Source organism: Streptomyces durmitorensis, assembly GCF_023498005.1.
Taxonomy (GTDB): Bacteria; Actinomycetota; Actinomycetes; order Streptomycetales; family Streptomycetaceae; genus Streptomyces; species Streptomyces durmitorensis.
Map to the genome: position 1 here is coordinate 7461704 of NZ_CP097289.1, position 16855 is coordinate 7478558.

The 16855-nt window shown below is 71.5% G+C and carries 17 protein-coding genes; 6 read left to right on the forward strand and 11 right to left on the reverse strand.

What is annotated here, in order from left to right:
• Positions 1 to 4: 4 nt before the first annotated feature.
• Both M4V62_RS33325 and M4V62_RS33330 read right to left on the reverse strand, forming a co-directional pair.
• Positions 5 to 1342: an erythromycin esterase family protein gene (locus M4V62_RS33325; RefSeq protein WP_249590904.1), complete on the reverse strand. Its 1338-nt coding sequence runs from the start codon at positions 1340 to 1342 to the stop codon at positions 5 to 7.
• Positions 1343 to 1457: 115 nt separating this feature from the next.
• Positions 1458 to 2726 carry an exo-beta-N-acetylmuramidase NamZ family protein gene (locus M4V62_RS33330; RefSeq protein ID WP_249590905.1) on the reverse strand — a complete coding sequence of 423 codons (1269 nt, stop codon included), beginning with the start codon at positions 2724 to 2726 and terminating at the stop codon, positions 1458 to 1460.
• Positions 2727 to 2881: 155 nt separating this feature from the next.
• On the opposite strand from M4V62_RS33330, the gene M4V62_RS33335 reads away from it, so the two are divergent.
• From M4V62_RS33335 to M4V62_RS33345, 3 genes are read left to right on the forward strand one after another with little or no spacing between them, the layout of a single operon-like run.
• Positions 2882 to 3649, forward strand: coding sequence for an SDR family NAD(P)-dependent oxidoreductase (locus tag M4V62_RS33335; protein WP_249593117.1), 768 nt, complete (start codon positions 2882 to 2884; stop codon positions 3647 to 3649).
• Entirely contained in the window at positions 3646 to 5343 is a 1698-nt protein-coding gene (locus tag M4V62_RS33340) for a class I adenylate-forming enzyme family protein (RefSeq protein WP_249590906.1), read from the forward strand. Before M4V62_RS33335 ends, M4V62_RS33340 begins: the two co-directional genes overlap by 4 nt.
• Before the next feature lie 26 nt (positions 5344 to 5369).
• Positions 5370 to 5963 (forward strand): TetR/AcrR family transcriptional regulator, encoded by a 594-nt coding sequence (locus M4V62_RS33345; protein WP_249590907.1) that lies wholly within the window; start codon positions 5370 to 5372, stop codon positions 5961 to 5963.
• Between the two features lie 82 nt (positions 5964 to 6045).
• Here the strand turns inward: M4V62_RS33345 and M4V62_RS33350 are convergent, their stop codons facing one another.
• From M4V62_RS33350 to M4V62_RS33360, 3 genes are all read right to left on the reverse strand, one after another.
• On the reverse strand, positions 6046 to 7260 hold the full coding sequence (locus M4V62_RS33350; protein WP_249590908.1) for an acyl-CoA dehydrogenase family protein: 1215 nt from the start codon (positions 7258 to 7260) through the stop codon (positions 6046 to 6048).
• Positions 7261 to 7267: 7 nt separating this feature from the next.
• Entirely contained in the window at positions 7268 to 8299 is a 1032-nt protein-coding gene (locus M4V62_RS33355; RefSeq protein WP_249590909.1) for a phosphotransferase family protein, read from the reverse strand.
• A 228-nt stretch (positions 8300 to 8527) separates the two neighbouring features.
• Positions 8528 to 8824 carry a hypothetical protein gene (locus M4V62_RS33360; RefSeq protein WP_249590910.1) on the reverse strand — a complete coding sequence of 99 codons (297 nt, stop codon included), beginning with the start codon at positions 8822 to 8824 and terminating at the stop codon, positions 8528 to 8530.
• A gap of 118 nt (positions 8825 to 8942) precedes the next feature.
• Between M4V62_RS33360 and M4V62_RS33365 the strand changes: the two genes are divergently transcribed.
• Entirely contained in the window at positions 8943 to 9899 is a 957-nt protein-coding gene (locus M4V62_RS33365) for an NADP-dependent oxidoreductase (protein WP_249590911.1), read from the forward strand.
• Between the two features lie 28 nt (positions 9900 to 9927).
• Here M4V62_RS33365 and M4V62_RS33370 read toward each other — a convergent pair whose 3' ends face one another.
• The 6 genes from M4V62_RS33370 to M4V62_RS33395 form a co-directional block, all read right to left on the reverse strand.
• Positions 9928 to 10251: a DUF202 domain-containing protein gene (locus M4V62_RS33370; RefSeq protein WP_425574963.1), complete on the reverse strand. Its 324-nt coding sequence runs from the start codon at positions 10249 to 10251 to the stop codon at positions 9928 to 9930.
• A 5-nt stretch (positions 10252 to 10256) separates the two neighbouring features.
• Positions 10257 to 10649 (reverse strand): YidH family protein, encoded by a 393-nt coding sequence (locus M4V62_RS33375; protein ID WP_190082673.1) that lies wholly within the window; start codon positions 10647 to 10649, stop codon positions 10257 to 10259.
• A gap of 20 nt (positions 10650 to 10669) precedes the next feature.
• Entirely contained in the window at positions 10670 to 11206 is a 537-nt protein-coding gene (locus tag M4V62_RS33380; RefSeq protein ID WP_249590913.1) for an NUDIX hydrolase, read from the reverse strand.
• Between the two features lie 35 nt (positions 11207 to 11241).
• Positions 11242 to 12021, reverse strand: coding sequence for a glucose 1-dehydrogenase (locus tag M4V62_RS33385; protein WP_249590914.1), 780 nt, complete (start codon positions 12019 to 12021; stop codon positions 11242 to 11244).
• A complete protein-coding gene (locus tag M4V62_RS33390) occupies positions 12018 to 12653 on the reverse strand; it encodes a TetR/AcrR family transcriptional regulator (protein WP_249590915.1) in 636 nt (211 codons plus the stop codon). The genes M4V62_RS33385 and M4V62_RS33390 overlap by 4 nt, the downstream gene beginning before the upstream one ends.
• Positions 12654 to 12907: 254 nt before the next feature.
• The gene (locus M4V62_RS33395) at positions 12908 to 13798 is read right to left on the reverse strand and encodes a DMT family transporter (RefSeq protein WP_249590916.1); all 891 of its coding nucleotides are present in this window, start codon (positions 13796 to 13798) and stop codon (positions 12908 to 12910) included.
• A gap of 190 nt (positions 13799 to 13988) precedes the next feature.
• Here M4V62_RS33395 and M4V62_RS33400 point away from each other — a divergent pair, with 190 nt between their 5' ends.
• On the forward strand, positions 13989 to 15644 hold the full coding sequence (locus M4V62_RS33400; RefSeq protein ID WP_249590917.1) for an FAD-binding dehydrogenase: 1656 nt from the start codon (positions 13989 to 13991) through the stop codon (positions 15642 to 15644).
• A 211-nt stretch (positions 15645 to 15855) separates the two neighbouring features.
• Positions 15856 to 16815 (forward strand): hypothetical protein, encoded by a 960-nt coding sequence (locus M4V62_RS33405; protein ID WP_249590918.1) that lies wholly within the window; start codon positions 15856 to 15858, stop codon positions 16813 to 16815.
• Positions 16816 to 16855 lie beyond the last annotated feature (40 nt).

Here is a 16855-nt window from a genome sequence, read left to right on the forward strand (position 1 = left end):
TCGGTCATTGAGACTGGCGGTGAGCTGCGGTGACGCGGTGCAGATGGATGAGGATGTCGTGCGAGGGCGCGAGCCGGATCTTGTGCGGGCCGTCCGGGAACGCCGTGCCGATGCTCTTGGTGGGACGGCTCTTGCCCAGCCACTTCCGGGCGGTCGCGGGAGCGGTCCGCATGTCCAGGAAGTAGTCGTCGTGCCGCACCTTGTCGAGCGTGTACTCGTTCATCCCGCGCGTGGCGGCGCCCACGGAGCGCGGCTTCCACGCCTCGGACTCCGCACTCTGTGCCATGAGCGAGCCCCGGTCGAAGGTGAAACCGATGCTGACGTAGCGCTTGCCGAGCCGGTCCCGCAGGAAGGCGCCCTGCATCTTGGGGTAGCGCGGGTCGTAACTCTCGTACCCCACATGGGCGTTGTGGGCCGACAGGAGCACCTTGTCGCCCGTCCTGCGCTGCCACCACGCGGTGTTCTGAGCCATGAGGCGGTCGCGGTAGAGCATGGCGTCCTTCTGGCCCTCGGGGGCGTCCAGGTCGAAGGCGTAGACCGTGGCGGTCTGCGAGAGCGAGCGGGCGTGCTGGAGTGCCCAGGTGAACTTGGCGTGGTCAGACGAGGGCTGACGTTGCTTCAGCAGATCCAGCGCCTCCCGCGCGTTGCCCGCCAGCTTCTTCCGCTCCTCAAGGGGCCTGCCCATGTACGTGTCCCCGTCCGCGAGGCGGCGGATCGGCGCGTACAGCTCGGTGATCCTGGGCAGCAGATCGGGCTCGTGCGCGCGGACGTAGTCCTCGACCCCGTCGAACAACTCGCCGCCGATCTCGGGGTAGTTGAGGTCGTTGCCCATGAAGCGCACCTGGCGCTGTGGGTGCTTGTCGTTGTACGCGCGCATCCACGTCAGGAGGTCGACGTACTCCTGGGTGTCCCAGGGCGTCTTCGCCAGCTCCTTGTGGACGAGCTCGCGCACGTCTCCCTCGCCCCCGCGCACGTACGCGTCGAACCGCAGGCCCGTGGTCCAGCTGACCTCCTGCGCGAAGGTGGTGAACCCCTTCTCCTCCACGAGATAGCGGAAAACGCGGTCCTTCATCGTGAAGAATTCGTGCGAGCCATGTGTGGCCTCACCCAGGCCCACCACCGAAGCGTCACCCACCATCCGGCCCATCGGCCGCAGGTCCTTCGTGGAGCCGCCCGGATCGGTCGAGAGCAGGGGGTGCGCCGAGCGCTCGATCGCCGGGACGGGATCCGTGGCCTCGGGTTCGGCCCCGGCGGCCTGGGGCGCGACGAGCAGCCCCAGGCCGAGCGTCCCGGCCAGTGCGAGCGGAACCGTGCGGCGTGCCGTCCGTGCCGTCCGTGTCATGCGAGGTCTCCTCAACTCGGGTGTACGGAGCTGAAGATCACGATCCCGGACCGCAAGGGGTGCCTGCCATCCGGGAGGCACCCCTCTCGCCGGTGGGGCGCACCCCACCTCCCGGCTAGGGATAGCGCAGATACCGCTTCCGCACGGCACGGAACCGTGCGAGGTCGTCCTGCCAGCCGGCCACCACCTCGTCCGTGTCCGCGCCCGCGTCGATCATGGTGCGGACCCGTGTGGTGCCCGTCAGCTTGTCGATCCAGTTGTCGGGGCGCCAGGCGAAGCCGCTCCACACCTTCTTGGCGGTCACCAGGAGCGCGATGCCGGTGCGCACCGGGTCGTACGACTCCCGGTCGTGCACGTGGAGCTGGACGCCGCCGATCGTCTTGCCCTGGAACTTGGAGAACGTCGGCGCGAAGTAGGCCTCCCTGAAGTCCACGCCGCGCAGCCCGACGTCGTTGGCGGCGGCCGCCCACTTCCGGTCGATGCCCTCCGCGCCGAGCAGCTCGAAGGGGCGGGTCGTGCCGCGCCCCTCGGAGAGGTTCGTGCCCTCGAAGAGGCAGGTGCCGCTGTAGACCAGGGCGGTCTCGGGCGTGGGCATGTTCGGGCTCGGCGGCACCCAGGGCAGCCCGGAGGCGTCGTAGAAGTCCGAGCGCTTCCACCCCGTCATCCGCACGGTCTCCAGCTCGGCGGGGCGCTCCAGGAACTCGCCGTTGAACAGCAGTGCGAGCTCCGTCACCGTCATGCCGTGTGCCTGCGAGATCGGCTGCCGGCCGACGAACGTCGCGAACTCCTTGTGCAGGACGGGCCCGTACGCGCCGCGCCCCGTCACCGGGTTCGGCCGGTCGAGGACGACGAACCGTTTCCCCGCGAGCTCGGCCGACTCCATGCAGTCGAAGAGCGTCCAGATGTACGTGTAGAAGCGCGCCCCCGCGTCCTGGATGTCGAAGACGATCGTGTCGACGCCGGAGGCCGTGAAGATGTCGGCGAGCGCCTTGCCGCTCTTCTGGTACGTGTCGTAGACGGGGAGCCCGGTCGCCGGGTCGTCGTACCGCCCCTCGGAGCCGCCCGCCTGAGCCGTCCCCCGGAAGCCGTGCTCGGGGCCGAACACCGCGACCAGGTTCACGCGCTCGTCGGCGTGCATGACGTCGACGATGTGGCGTACGTCCCTGGTGACGCCGGTCGGGTTGGTGACGACGCCGACGCGCTCCCCGTCCAGGAGTGCGTAACCGTCGGCGGCCAGGCGGTCGAAGCCGGTGCGCAGCCGTCGGCCGCCGCCCGAACCGCCGCCGCCTCCCGCGGCCGCTGCGGGGGCCGCCGAGGTGAGGGCGGTGGCGGTGGTGGCGGCCAGCAGGCCCCGTCTGGACAGACTGCGGCGGGACAGGTTCATGCAGAGACCTCCGTGAGCGCGGTGGCTGTCATGGCCACGCACGCTAGCGCGCGGACTCCCCGCGGGGAACGAACCTGGCTGCCCGGCCCCCTTCCATCCGAACATACCGACTGGTTAGTCTGCGATCACAGCGGAGCCGCAGTCGAAGGAGACTGATCGTGGAGACCCTGCAGGACAAGGGAGTTGTCGTCACCGGTGCCGGAGGCGGAATCGGGGCCGCGCTGGCCCGCCGGTTCGCCGCCGCCGGGGCGCGCGTCGTGGTCAACGACCTGGATGCGGCCAAGGCGAAGGCGGTGGCGGACGAGATCGGCGCCGTGGCCGTGCCGGGCGACGCGTCCACGATCGTGCCGGAGGCCAGAGAGGCCCTGAGCGGCACCATCGACGTGTACTGCGCCAACGCGGGCCTCGGCTCGGGCGGCTCGGAGGCGGCGCCGGAGGAGGTCTGGGCCACGGCCTGGGACGTCAACGTCATGGCCCACGTCCGCGCGGCCCACGCGCTGCTCCCCGACTGGCTGGAGCGCGGCAGCGGCCGCTTCGTCTCCACCGTCTCGGCGGCCGGACTGCTCACCATGATCGGCGCCGCTCCCTACAGCGTCACCAAGCACGGCGCGTACGCCTTCGCCGAGTGGCTCTCGCTCACCTACCGGCACCGCGGGATCGACGTCCACGCGATCTGCCCCCAGGGCGTGCGCACCGACATGCTCGCCGCCACCGGCACCGCGGGCGACATCGTGCTCACCCCGACGGCGATCGAGCCAAAGGACGTGGCGGACGCCCTCTTCGCCGGGATCGAGGAGAACCGCTTCCTGATCCTGCCGCACCCCGAGGTCGCCGAGTACTACCGCATCCGCGCCGCCGAACCCGACAAGTGGCTCACCGGCATGAACCACCTCCAGCAGAAGTGGGAGGCGGTGGAGCAGTGAGCGACGCGACCCCGACCGCGTCCATCTACGCCGCCAAGCCCTGGCTCGCCCGCCTCACCGAGGCCCAGCGCGGCCCCGTCGAGCCCGCGGCCTCCGTCGTGCACGCCTTCCGTGCCTCGGTGCTCAAGGCCCCCGAGCACACGGCCCTCGCCTACTTCGACGGGCGCCTGAGCTACCGCGAGGTGGACGCCCTCACGGACTCCGTCGCCGGGCACCTGGCCGCGCGCGGGCTCGCGCGCGGCGACCGGGTGGCGATCCTCCTGCAGAACACCCCGCACTTCGTGATCGCGCTGCTCGGCGCGTGGAAGGCGGGCGCCACGGTCGTGCCGGTCAACCCCATGTACAAGTCGGCCGAGGTCAGGCACGTCCTGGCGGACGCCGACGTGGCCGCGCTGATCTGTTCGGACCGCGCCTGGGACACGTATCTGCGCGAGACGTCCGCGGCCTCCTCCGTACGCATCGTGCTGACCGCGTGCCAGCTCGACCTGCAGACCCGGGGTGACACCCGCGTCCTGGACTTCGAACGCCTCCCGCAGGCCGCCGACGCCGAGGACCTCGTGACGGTCGCGCGGCAGGGGCTCCCGGCCCCCGGCGACCGCCGGCTCGGCCCCTCCGACATCGCGCTGATCAGCTACACGTCGGGGACGAGCGGCACCCCCAAGGGCGCCATGAACACCCACGGCAACATCACCTACAACGCCGAGCGGCAGCGCACGGGCTCCGGCATCCCCGAAGGCGCCTGCTACTTCGCGATGGCGCCGCTCTTCCACATCACGGGCATGGTCGCGCAGGTGGTGGGGTGTCTGACCAACGCGGGCACCCTCGCGCTCGCCTACCGCTTCGAGGCCGGGGTCGTCCTCGACGCCTTCGCCGAGCACCGGCCCGCGTACACCGTGGGCCCGTCCACGGCCTTCATGGCCCTCGCCGCCCACCCCTCCGCCACGCGCGAGCACTTCGACTCCTTCGCGATGATCTCCTCGGGCGGTGCGCCGCTGCCGCCCGCCCTGGTGGAGAAGTTCCGCGCGGGCTTCGGCCCCTACCTCCACAACGGGTACGGGCTCACCGAGTGCACCGCTCCTTGCGCCTCCGTGCCGCCGGGCCAGGAGGCCCCGGTCGACCCGGTGTCCGGCACGCTGGCGGTCGGCGTCCCCGGCCCGGAGACGGTCGTCAGGATCGTCGACGACCACGGCGCGGACGTCCCCTTCGGGGAGCAGGGCGAGATCACCGTGCGCGGCCCGCAGGTCGTGCCCGGCTACTGGAAGCGCCCCGACGCCACGGACGAGGCCTTCCCCGACGGGGAGCTGCGCACCGGCGACATCGGCTTCATGGACGCCCAGGGCTGGCTCTACGTGGTCGACCGCAAGAAGGACATGATCAACGCGTCCGGTTTCAAGGTCTGGCCGCGCGAGGTGGAGGACGTCCTCTACAGTCACCCGGCCGTCCGTGAGGCGGCGGTGATCGGTGTCCCGGACAGCTACCGAGGCGAGACGGTCAAGGCCTTCGTCAGCCTGCGGCCGGGGGCCGATGCGGCACCGGACGATCTTGCCGCGTACTGCAAGGAGCGGCTCGCCGCCTACAAATACCCGCGAGCGGTCGAGATCCTGCCGGAACTCCCGAAGACCACAAGTGGGAAGATCCTCCGGCGGGAACTGCGTTCCCACACCCACACGGGCTCTCGGCAAGACGAGAGCTAGCCAAACTCGAAAGGCAGGTGGCGGCAGTGGCCAGGACGACGGACGGTGACGGCACGCCCGTCCCTCAGCGGCTGCTCGCCGCCGCCACCCGGCTCTTCGCCGACCGCGGCTACGACCGCACGTCGGTGCAGGAGATCGTGGAGTCGGCAGGCGTCACCAAGGGTGCGCTCTACCACTACTTCGGATCGAAGGACGACCTCCTGCACGAGGTGTACGCACGCGTCCTGCGCGTGCAGCAGGAGCGTCTCGACGCCTTCGCGGACGCCGACGCGCCGATCGAGCAGCGGGTGCGGGACGCGGCGGCCGACGTGGTCGTCACGACGATCGACAACCTCGACGACGCCTCGATCTTCTTCCGCTCCATGCACCACCTGAGCCCGGAGAAGAACAAGCAGGTACGGTCCGAGCGCCGCCGCTACCACGAGCGGTTCCGCGCGCTGATCGAGGAGGGCCAGGAGGCCGGAGTCTTCTCCAAGGCGACCCCGGCGGACCTGGTGGTGGACTACCACTTCGGCTCCGTCCACCACCTGTCCACCTGGTACCGCCCCGGCGGCCCGCTCACCCCGCAACAGGTCGCGGACCACTTGGCGGATCTGCTGCTGAGGGCGTTGCGGCCGTAAGGAGCGCCCCGAAGGGGCGCGGGGAACTGCGCGACCAGCCACGACGCGCCCGCAGCGACGCGCAGGCCCCCGGTAGGAACAGCTAGAGGTACTTCTTCAGCTCCCGGCGGGCCAGCGACCGCTGGTGCACCTCATCCGGGCCATCCGCCAGACGCAGAGTCCTCGCAGACGCCCACAGCTCCGCCAGCGGGAAGTCCTGACTCACACCCCCCGCGCCGTGCAGCTGGACGGCCTGGTCGAGGATGTCGACGACCGTGCGCGGGGTGGCGATCTTGATGGACTGGATCTCCGTGTGCGCGCCCTTGTTGCCGACGGTGTCCATCAGCCACGCGGTCTTCAGGACGAGCAGCCGCAGCTGCTCCACCGCGACCCGCGCGTCCGCGATCCACTCCTGTACGACGCCCTGCTGGGCCAGCGGCTTGCCGAAGGCCGTACGCGCCACCGCCCGCTGACACATCAGCTCGATGGCACGCTCGGCCATGCCGATGAGCCGCATGCAGTGGTGGATGCGGCCAGGGCCCAGGCGCGCCTGGGCGATGGCGAAGCCGCCGCCCTCCTCGCCGATCAGGTTGCTCACGGGGACGCGGACCCGGTCGAAGACGACCTCGGCGTGCCCTCCGTGGGAGTGGTCCTCGTAGCCGTACACCTGCATCGCGCGCCGTACCTCGACACCCGGGGTGTCGCGCGGCACGAGGACCATGGACTGCTGGCGGCGCGGGTCGGCGCCGTCGGGGTCCGTCTTGCCCATCAGGATGAAGATCTGGCAGTCCGGGTTCATGGCCCCGGAGATGTACCACTTGCGCCCCGTGATGACGTACTCGTCGCCGTCACGCTCGATGAGGGTGGTGATGTTCGTGGCGTCGGACGAGGCCACCTCCGGCTCGGTCATCGCGAACGCCGAGCGGATCTCACCGGCCAGCAGGGGCTCCAGCCACTGCTTCTTCTGCTCCTCGTTCCCGAACTGGGCGAGGACCTCCATGTTGCCGGTGTCCGGGGCGGCGCAGTTCAGCGCGGTGGGCGCCAGGTGCGGGGAGCGGCCGGTGATCTCGGCGAGCGGGGCGTACTGGAGATTCGTCAGCCCCGCGCCGTGCTCGGCGTCCGGCAGGAAGAGGTTCCACAACCCTTGCTTGCGGGCCTCGGCCTTCAGTTCACCGACGACGGCCGGGGTGTCCCACGGCGACGCGAGGAGTGCGCGCTGCTCGTCGGCGGTCTTCTCCGCCGGGTAGACGTGCTCGTCCATGAAGGTGAGGAGCCTGTCGCGCAGCTCTTCGGTGCGGGCGTCGAATGCGAAGTCCATGGCTGTCTCAGCCTTCCTGTCGTCCTTGGAGGGTGGTGAGGCCGTGCTCGATGAAGACGGGGACCAGCTCCCCGATGCGGTCGAAGCCCGCGCCGACCGTCTGGCCGAGCGTGTACCGGTAGTGGATGCCCTCCAGGATCACGGCGAGCTTGAACCACGCGAACGCCGTGTACCAGGAGACCGCGGAGACGTCGCGCCCCGAGCGCGTGGCGTACCGCTCGATCAGCTCGGCGGCGTCCGGGTGTCCGGGCGCGCCCGCGGTGGTGCTGATGGGGGAGTCAGGGAGGTGGAGCCTGGTGCTGTACATGACGAGCAGGCCCAGGTCGGTGAGCGGATCGCCGAGCGTGGACATCTCCCAGTCGAGGATCGCCTTGATCCGGTCGTCGTCGCCGATCAGGACGTTGTCGAGGCGGTAGTCGCCGTGCACGACCGTGGCCGCGGGGGAGACGGGAAGCTGTCGCCCCAGGGCGGCGTGCAGCTCGTCGATCCCCGCCAGGTCGCGGCCCCGCGAGGCGTCCAGCTGCTTGCCCCAGCGGCGCAGCTGCCGGTCGAGGAAGCCCTCGGGCCGCCCGAAGTCGCCCAGGCCGACCGCTTGCGGGTCCACGGAGTGCAGGTCGACGAGGGTGTCGACGAGGCCGAGCACCGCGGCGCGGGTGCGCTCGGCGCCCAGCGGCGCCAGCTCCTCGGCGGTGCGGTAGGGGGTGCCGTCCACGAATTCCATGACGTAGAAGGGCGCACCGAGCACGGCGTCGTCCTCGCAGAGCAGCAGCGGCTCCGGCACCGGCACATCGGTCCCGTGCAGCGCGCTGATCACCCGGTGCTCGCGCTTCATGTCGTGCGCGGTCGCCAGCACGTGCCCCAGCGGTGGCCGCCGCACGACCCAGCGGGTGGCCCCGTCCGTCACGGCGTACGTGAGGTTCGACCTGCCGCCCTCGATCAGCCGGGCGGTGAGCGGGCCGCCCACGAGGCCCGGCCGCTCGCGGTCCAGATGGCCGCGCAACTGGTCGAGGTCGAGGCCTGGTGGATGGTCTGAGCTCATCTTCGCTCCTGGTCGGACGGTCGTCGTCGAAGTGCCGCGCCGCTGACGCGCGGCGTCGCGCTGACGTTCATGATGCCGACCAGTCGGTATGTAGTCCAGAGCGCAGGGGGAACGTGATCGGGATCGCGGCGGCGCGCGGGGTGCCCGTACACACCGATCCCCCGCCACAGACTGCCAGTTGGCGCCCGCGCGGGGGAAGTCGGCAAAGACGGTGGAGGGCGGCGCCCCTCAGTGGTCGTCCCAGTGCCCGTCGTGCGCCGCGTGCCGGTGGCCGTCGTGGACGTAGTCGACGTGGTCGCCGTGCAGCACCGAGCTGTGCCCGCAGCCCTCGCCGTGCCGGTGGTCGTGCCCCTCGTGCACGGAGTGCTCGTCCGGCTCGCACTCGTCCCAGTGGCCGGAGTGCAGACGGTGCATGTGGCCGTCGTGCGCGTAGTCGACGTGATCGCCGTGCGGCACCTCCGGGTGGCCGCAGGCCGGGCCGTGGATGTGCTCGTGGACGGGGTGTTCGTGGTGGAGCGTGCTCATGGCGCCTGCACCTTCTGTGGGAGGGGGTGACTCTCTCAGGCTAGTACTCGATGCCCCTTTGATGGGGATATGGGAGCCTTGTTGATGTTTCCACCACCGGAGGACCACCGGAGACCCCATGAAGGCGATCAGCTACCGCGAGTACGGCGGCCCCGAAGTCCTCGAGTACGGCGATGTGCGCGACCCCAAGGTCGGCCCCGACTCCGTCCTGGTGAAGGTCCGCGCCGCGTCGGTGAACCCCGTCGACTGGAAGTGCATGGGCGGGCACCTCGACGCCATCCTCGACCCGGTCTTCCCGGTCATCCCCGGCTGGGACGTCGCGGGTGTCGTCGTGCAGCCGGGCGCCGCCGTCCCGGAGTTCGTGGTGGGGGACGAGGTCATCGGCTACGTACGCGAGGACTTCCTCTCGCGCGGAACCTTCGCCGAGTACGTCGCGGCACCCGTGCGCACCCTGGCCCGCAAGCCGCGCAACCTCACCTTCGAGGAGGCGTCAGGACTGCCGCTCGCCGGGCTCACCGCCTTCCAGGTGACCACCAAGACGCTCGACGTGACGGAGGGCGACGTCGTCCTCGTGCACGCGGCGGCCGGCGGCGTCGGCTCGATCGCCGTCCAGCTCGCCCGGCACGCGGGCGCCCGCGTCATCGGCACCGCGAGCGAGCGCAACCACGACTTCCTGCGCGAACTCGGCGCGGAACCGGTCACCTACGGCGACGGCCTGGCCGAACGCGTGCGCGCCCTGGCGCCGGAGGGGGTGGACGCCGCCTTCGACACGGTCGGCGGCGACGCCCTCAAGGTGTCCGCCGAGGTCCTCGCGCCCGGCGGCCGCCTCGCGTCGATCGCGGACGGCGCGGTGATCGGCCTCGGCGGCCACTACTGCTTCGTACGTCCTGACGCCGACGACCTCCAGCGCCTGACGCAGCTCGTGGAGCAGGACGTCGTCACGGTCCACGTCTCCGAGACGTTCCCGCTGGAGCGGGCGGCGGACGCGTATCGCCTCAGCGCGGAGGGCCGTACGCGGGGCAAGATCGTCGTCACGGTGGACTGGACGACGGAGGACGGGCCCGCCGCGCACTGAGGACGGGCCCTCGCGCGGGAGTGCCCGCTCAGAACACCATGGCCGTCGCGCACGCCGCGAGCGCCATCGTGCACAGCGCGGCCGTCGCCGCGGCCCGCGCCGAGAGCCGCCGCGGCCTGCTGGTGGCGGCGAGCTCGGTCATCCTGTGGTGCGCCACGCGCAGGAAGCCCAGCCACAGGAGCAGGCACAGGGCGCAGGCGACGACGGCCACCGCGGTCGTTCCCTCCTGAAGAGCGGCCCGCGCCGCCAGGACCGCCGCGACGGTGCAGGACAGCGTCGTACGCCGCCACGCGAGCCTCGTACGCTCCGGCTGGAGCCCCGGATCGCGCTCGGGCACCCGGACCTCGCCCAGGTCCGTCACCCCTCCCACCCGAAGAGCACGACGACGACCATGGCGAGCGCCACGACCGCGACGGCCAGGCTCAGGACGGTCGGGAAGCGCGAGACGGGCAGATCCTCGCCGCGTCGCATGGCCCGCTCGCAGCGCACCCAGTGGTTGACGGCGCGCAGCGAGCTGAGCACGCCCGCGGCGAGCAGGGCGAGCGCGAGCCCGATGCGCCAGCCCCAGCGCAGGTCCGGCAGGAACTGGTCCACCGCGAAACCGCCGCCGATGAGGGCCAGCGCGGTGCGCAGCCAGGCGAGGAAGGTGCGTTCGTTGGCGAGCGAGAAGCGGTAGTCGGGGGTGTCGCCCTCGTCGCGGATCCGCTCGGGCGCGAACCACAGGCGCAGGCTCTGTACGAAGTTGCTCACTCGCCGCACCCTAACCCGCCCTAACCCGCACGGAACTCCCGGAGCCGCTCGTACGCGGCGAGCCCGTCCGGCACCCACGCCCACTCGCCGAGCCGCTGCTCCAGCTCCGCGTCGGTGAGGAAGGCGTGCCACGCGACCTCCTCGACCTGCGGGCTCACGGGCAGGTCACAGCGCACTTCATAGAGGTACGACCACCAGCTGTGCCCCGCGCCGTCGTCGTACAGGAACTTGAACAGCGGTGTGGGGCGCGGGAGTCCGTGGACCCCGAGCTCCTCCTCCGCCTCGCGCAGGGCGGCGTCGTCGTAGGACTCACCGGCCCCGACGACACCGCCGACGAACATGTCGTACATCGAGGGGAAGACCAGCTTGACCGGTGTGCGCCGGTGCACGAAGACGCGGCCCTCGGCGTCCCGCGCCTGGATGAACACGCAGCGGTGACGCAGGCCCCGCGCGTACGCCTCGCCGCGCGGGGCCTCGCCGACGACCTCGTCGTTCTCGTCGACGATGGCCAGGATCTCTTCACGGGGGTCGGGCACGGGCAGGCTGTTCGTCGTCATGCCGGCCATCCAACCTCACCGCGGAACGGCCGGCCTCACTGCCCCATGACGTACTTCACGGTGGGTCCGGCGGTCCAGCCGCCGTCGACGGCGAGCTCGGCGCCGGTCACGTACGAAGCGGCGTCCGAGAGCAGGAAGACCATGGCGCCCGCGATCTCGTGCGGCTCGCCGACCCGGCCCATCGGGGTGTTGGGGTACTTGCCCTCGCCCTTCTCGATGCCCACCTGCGCGGTCATCGGCGTGTACGTCATGCCGGGGTGGACGGAGTTGACGCGGATGCGTGCCGTGCCGAGCTCCACGGCCCCGATCTTCGTGAGGCCGCGGACGCCCCACTTGGAGGCGCCGTAACCGGCGGTGAGCGCGAGGCCCATGAGCCCGGCCGCCGACGAGATGTTGACGATGGACCCGCCACCGGCCTCCTTCATGGCCGGGATGACGCTCTTCATGCCGATGAAGACGCCGGTGAGGTTGATGTCGAGGACCTTGCGGAAGTGCTCGACCGACTCCGACTCGAGGAACTGGCCCGTGGATATCCCGGCGTTGTTGACCAGGCCGTGGATCCCGCCGAACTCGGTGACCGCGAGCTCCACGACGCGCTGCCAGTCCTCCTCCGAGGTCACGTCGTGGTGCGCGAAGCGGGCGCGCTCGCCGAGCTCGGCGGCGGTGGCCTTGCCCTCGGCGTCGAGCACGTCGGTGAGGACGACGTTCGCGCCGGCGGCGATTGCCTGGCGCGCGGCCTCGGCGCCCAGGCCGCGGGCGGCGCCGGTGATGACGACGGTCCTGCCGGTGAGGTCGTGCGGGTTCGATTCGGTCATGGCATGTCTCCAAGGGCGGGTCGAGGGGCTTGCAGCAGAGCTGTGGTGGTCTCGACGAGGTCGGCGGCGAAGAGGGCCTCGTCGGTCAGGGGGGTGGTGCCGGCCAGGTACTGACCGGCACGGTCGGCCATGGCGGCGCCGACGAGAGTGAGCGCGAGGTCGAGGCGTTCGAGCCGCAGCGGCTCCGGGAGCGCGGTGAGGCAGCTCTCGACGCGTCCGATCAGATCCCAGTAGACGGTGCCGTCGATGGTGGGGTGCGGGGTGCGGGTGCGTACGCCGCTCTCGTGGCTGAGCTGGGTGGAGATGCGCAGACAGCGGCGGCCACGCTCCGTGCGCAGCTCCGTGGCCTCGGCGGCCACGAGGGCGCGCAGGAGCCCGCGGAGTCCGTGGTCGCCGGCCCGCGCGAGCTCCGCGGTGAGCACTTTCTCCGTACGGGTCTGGCGCTCGGCCATGACGGCGTCCAGGAGGCCCGCCCGGCTGCCGAAGTGGTACTGCACCGCGGAGGGGTTGCTCTGCCCGGCGAGCCGGACGATGTCGCGCAGCTGCGCGCCGTGCGCGCCCTGCGCGGCGAACACTTCCTCGCCCGCGCGGATGAGCTTCTCCCTGGTCTCGGGTCCTGAGGTCCTCGGCATGAGGCCACTGTAATGCCCAGCATTAATAAAAGGCGAGATGATCCCCAACCCCGCCCCTTCCCGAGAACCCGCTCGGCGCGGGGGCCAGGGTTGCCGTCATCACCGGCTTCGCCGAGTTCGTCCTCAAACGCCGGACGGGCTGATTGGTTTCAGCCCCTCCGGCGTTTGAGGAGCGGGGTCTGGGGCGGAGCCCCAGGCAGGCCCGGGGCGCAGGCACGGTTTTCGGGAAGGGGCGGGGTTGGGGAGAAGCACCGTCACTCCACCGCCCGCACCGGTAATCGCCCCCCGGCCCTCGGCATCGCGGGGTGCAGCCCAAGGAGCACGATCCCGCCCACGATCGCCGCGAGGCCCGTCGCCTGCCAGGCCAGTGCCCCCGCGTCCATCCGCAGCTGATCCCCCAGGAACCCCACCCCGCACACGATCCCCGCCAACGGCTGCGCGGCGGTCAGCGCCGGCAGCGACATGCGCAGCGGCGCCGTCTCGAACGCGCTCTGCACCAGGAGCAGTCCGGTCACCCCGAGCACCATCACCGCGTACGGCTGCCACCCCGTGAACAGCGCGACCCAGCCTTCCTCGGAGAGCCGCTTCCCGCTCACCCGGGTCAGCGCGTCCTGCACGCCGTACAGCAGCCCCGCCGCCACCCCCAGCAGCACGGGTCCGGCGGTGAACCGGTGCCTGGACCCCTTCGCGTACACCGTGAGGAGCATGGCGGTGCCCACCACCACGCCGATGATGAGCCACTGCCGCAGCGGATCGGACTCGGAGTCCCCGCCCCGCGGCTCGCCCGCCACGATGAACGCGGTGACCCCGCCCGCGAGCAGCGCGAGCCCCGCCCAGCCCTGTCGTCCCAGGGGCTGCTTGGTCCGGTGGCGGGAGAGCACGAGGGCGAAGATCAAGTTCGTGGCCAGGAGCGGCTCCACCAGCGACACCTCGCCCTGGCCGAGCGCGAGCGCGCCGAGGACCATGCCGCACACCATGAGGCCGATCCCGCCGAGCCACTCCGGCACCCGCACCAGGTCGAGCAGCAGCCGCGGCGAGAGGAAGTCGCTCAGGGGCGCGCGCTGCGCCGCGTCCTGCTGGAACACGAAACCGAAGCCCAGGCAGCAGGCGGCCGAGACGGAGAGGACGAGAACCAGGACCGACACGTCGTACCTCAAGACGGGGGACGGGCTCGAGGCGGGGCAGAAGGCAGGGTTTGGGCGGCTACCCGGCCGACGATAGCCCGACCCGGGGCCCTCCGCTCCACGAGTCACCCGCGCGGGACGGTTGACGCCGGTCACTTCGCTGCCCAGGATCTGACTCACCAGTAAGCCCCTGCTTAGGAGGAACCCCCCGATGGCCTACGACGCAGACGTCATCGTGATCGGCGCGGGCCTCGCCGGCCTCGCGGCCACCGCGGAACTCGTCGACGCGGGCCGCCGGGTCATCCTCCTCGACCAGGAGCCCGAGCAGTCGCTCGGCGGCCAGGCGCACTGGTCGTTCGGCGGGCTCTTCTTCGTCGACTCCCCGGAGCAGCGCAGGCTCCGCATCAAGGACTCGCACGCCCTGGCCCTCCAGGACTGGATGGGCACGGCCGCGTTCGACCGCCCCGAGGACCACTGGCCGCGCAAGTGGGCCGAGGCGTACGTCGACTTCGCCGCGGGCGAGAAGCGGCCTTGGCTGCACCGGCAGGGCGTGCGGTTCTTCCCCGTGGTCGGCTGGGCCGAGCGCGGCGGCTACGACGCGCAGGGCCACGGCAACTCCGTGCCCCGCTTCCACATCACCTGGGGCACGGGTCCCGGCCTCGTCGCCCCCTTCGAGCGCCGGGTCCGCGAAGGCGTCGCCCGCGGTCTGGTCCAGCTCAAGTTCCGCCACCGGGTCTCAGGGCTCTCCCGCAGCGCGGGCAGCGTCGACACCGTCACCGGCGAGGTCCTCGAACCCTCCGACGTCGAGCGCGGCAAGGCCAGCAGTCGCGAGGTCACCGGGTCCTTCGAGTACCGGGCCCAGGCGGTGATCGTCACCTCCGGCGGCATCGGCGGCAACCACGACCTCGTGCGCGCCAACTGGCCCGAGCGGCTCGGCACCCCGCCGCAGCGGATGGTCGCCGGCGTGCCCGCGCACGTCGACGGGCGGATGCTCGGCATCACCGAGGAGGCCGGGGCGCGCCTCATCAACCGCGACCGCATGTGGCACTACACCGAGGGCATCCAGAACTGGAACCCCATCTGGGACAACCACGGCATCCGCATCCTGCCGGGCCCCTCCTCGCTCTGGCTCGACGCGCGCGGCGACCGTCTTCCCGTGCCGCTCTTCCCCGGCTTCGACACCCTCGGCACGCTCGAACACATCATGAAGTCCGGGTACGAGTACACGTGGTTCGTGCTCAACCAGCGCATCATCGGCAAGGAGTTCACGCTCAGCGGCTCCGAGCAGAACCCCGACCTCACCGGCAAGTCCGTGCGCGGCGTCATCGACCGGGCGCGCGCCGACGTGGCCGCCCCCGTCAAGGCGTTCATGGACAACGGCGCGGACTTCGTCGTGGAGAAGGACCTCTCCTCCCTCGTGCGCGGCATGAACGCGCTCACCAAGGAGCCCCTCATCGACGAGGCCGCGCTGCGCCGCACGATCACCGCGCGCGACCGCGAGATCGCCAATCCCTTCACCAAGGACCTCCAGGTCACCGCGATCCACGGTGCCCGCAAGTTCCTCGGCGACCGGCTCATCAGGGCCGCGGCCCCGCACCGCATCCTCGACCCCAAGGCGGGCCCGCTCGTCGCTGTGCGGCTCAACATCCTCACCCGCAAGACCCTCGGCGGCCTGGAGACCGACCTGTCCTCGCGCGTCCTGACCGAGGGCGGCGAACCGCTTCCCGGCGTGTACGCGGCGGGGGAGGCCGCCGGGTTCGGCGGCGGGGGAGTGCACGGCTACCGCTCGCTCGAAGGCACGTTCCTCGGCGGCTGCCTCTTCTCGGGGCGCGCGGCGGGCCGCGCGGCCGCCAAGTCGGTGAGCTGAAGGGGGCGTTCGTCGCATCGCTGCATGATCGTCGCCGCTTGTCCGAATCGTTTCCTTGCGGGCAACCCCGCAGGTCGGGGATGAAGTCTGCGGATTCTGAAACGAGTTGGTGAAGGGCCCTGGCGTGGGCAGACCTTGACTGGAGGGCTGCCTACCGCTTTGCTGTGCGTGATCATCCGCACGCGAGCCGCGCCGGGGAGGAAGTCCCGCGGTGTCACCACCCCCACCCCCCTTGGGCCGTTCCCGCAAGCGAGCGGCCTACGCCTTCGACCCCGCACTCGACGACGCCGAACTCGCCGATGCCCGCACCGCTCTGACCCAGGGGCGCTGGACCGAGGTCCGCGCGCTGCTCGCCGCGACCGGCGACGACTGGGACCGCAGGGGCCACCGGTTCGACGTACTCGCGCAGGAGCACACCACCACCGCCTGGGCCGGTGACTGGCGGCTCGCCGAGCCGGAGAGCACCGATGCCGTGCTGCTGCTCGCCCATGCCTCCGTGCACCTCGCCCTGCGGGGCAAGGGGCGCTCGGAGAAGGCGCGGGACGCCTGCCGCGAAGCGGCCGCGCTGCTGCCCGCCGACCCCACGCCGTGGCTCGCGCTGCTCACCCTGGAGCGTTCCCTGGGCCGCGAGGAGGACGTCGTGCGGCTCTTCGACGAGGTCCGCCACCGGCACCCCGAGCACCACCACGCCCACCACCTGATGGTGGCCAGGCTCGCCGAGCGGCGCCCCGCCGCGGGCCAGGACCCGCTGCACGAGGTGTACGACTTCGCCGCCTGGGCGGCCGAACAGGCGCCCACGGACTCGCCGTTGGCGGTCCTGCCCGTCATCGCGCACGCCGAGCGCTACCGCGTCCTCGCCGCCGCGGGCAGCGAGCCCGTGAACCCGGCGGCCTCCGAGCACTGGACGGGACGCCGGGCACGCCAGGTCATGAAGGCCGCCTTCGACTGGTGGCTGGAGTGGGAGATGCCCGGGAACAGGGCCCACCCCCGCGGTCGTGTCGACCTCAACTTCCTCGCCCACGCCAAGTTCTGCGAGGGCCGGGCGGCCGAGTCGGCCGCCCTCTTCCACCGCATCGGGCGGCACGCGACCCGAGCACCCTGGTCGTACCCGGACCGGGACCCGTACAAGGCGTTCACCGCCGCGCGCAGCGCCGCGCTCGGCTCCGCCTGACCCACCGCACCAACCGGCCCACTCGAAAGGACAACCGCGC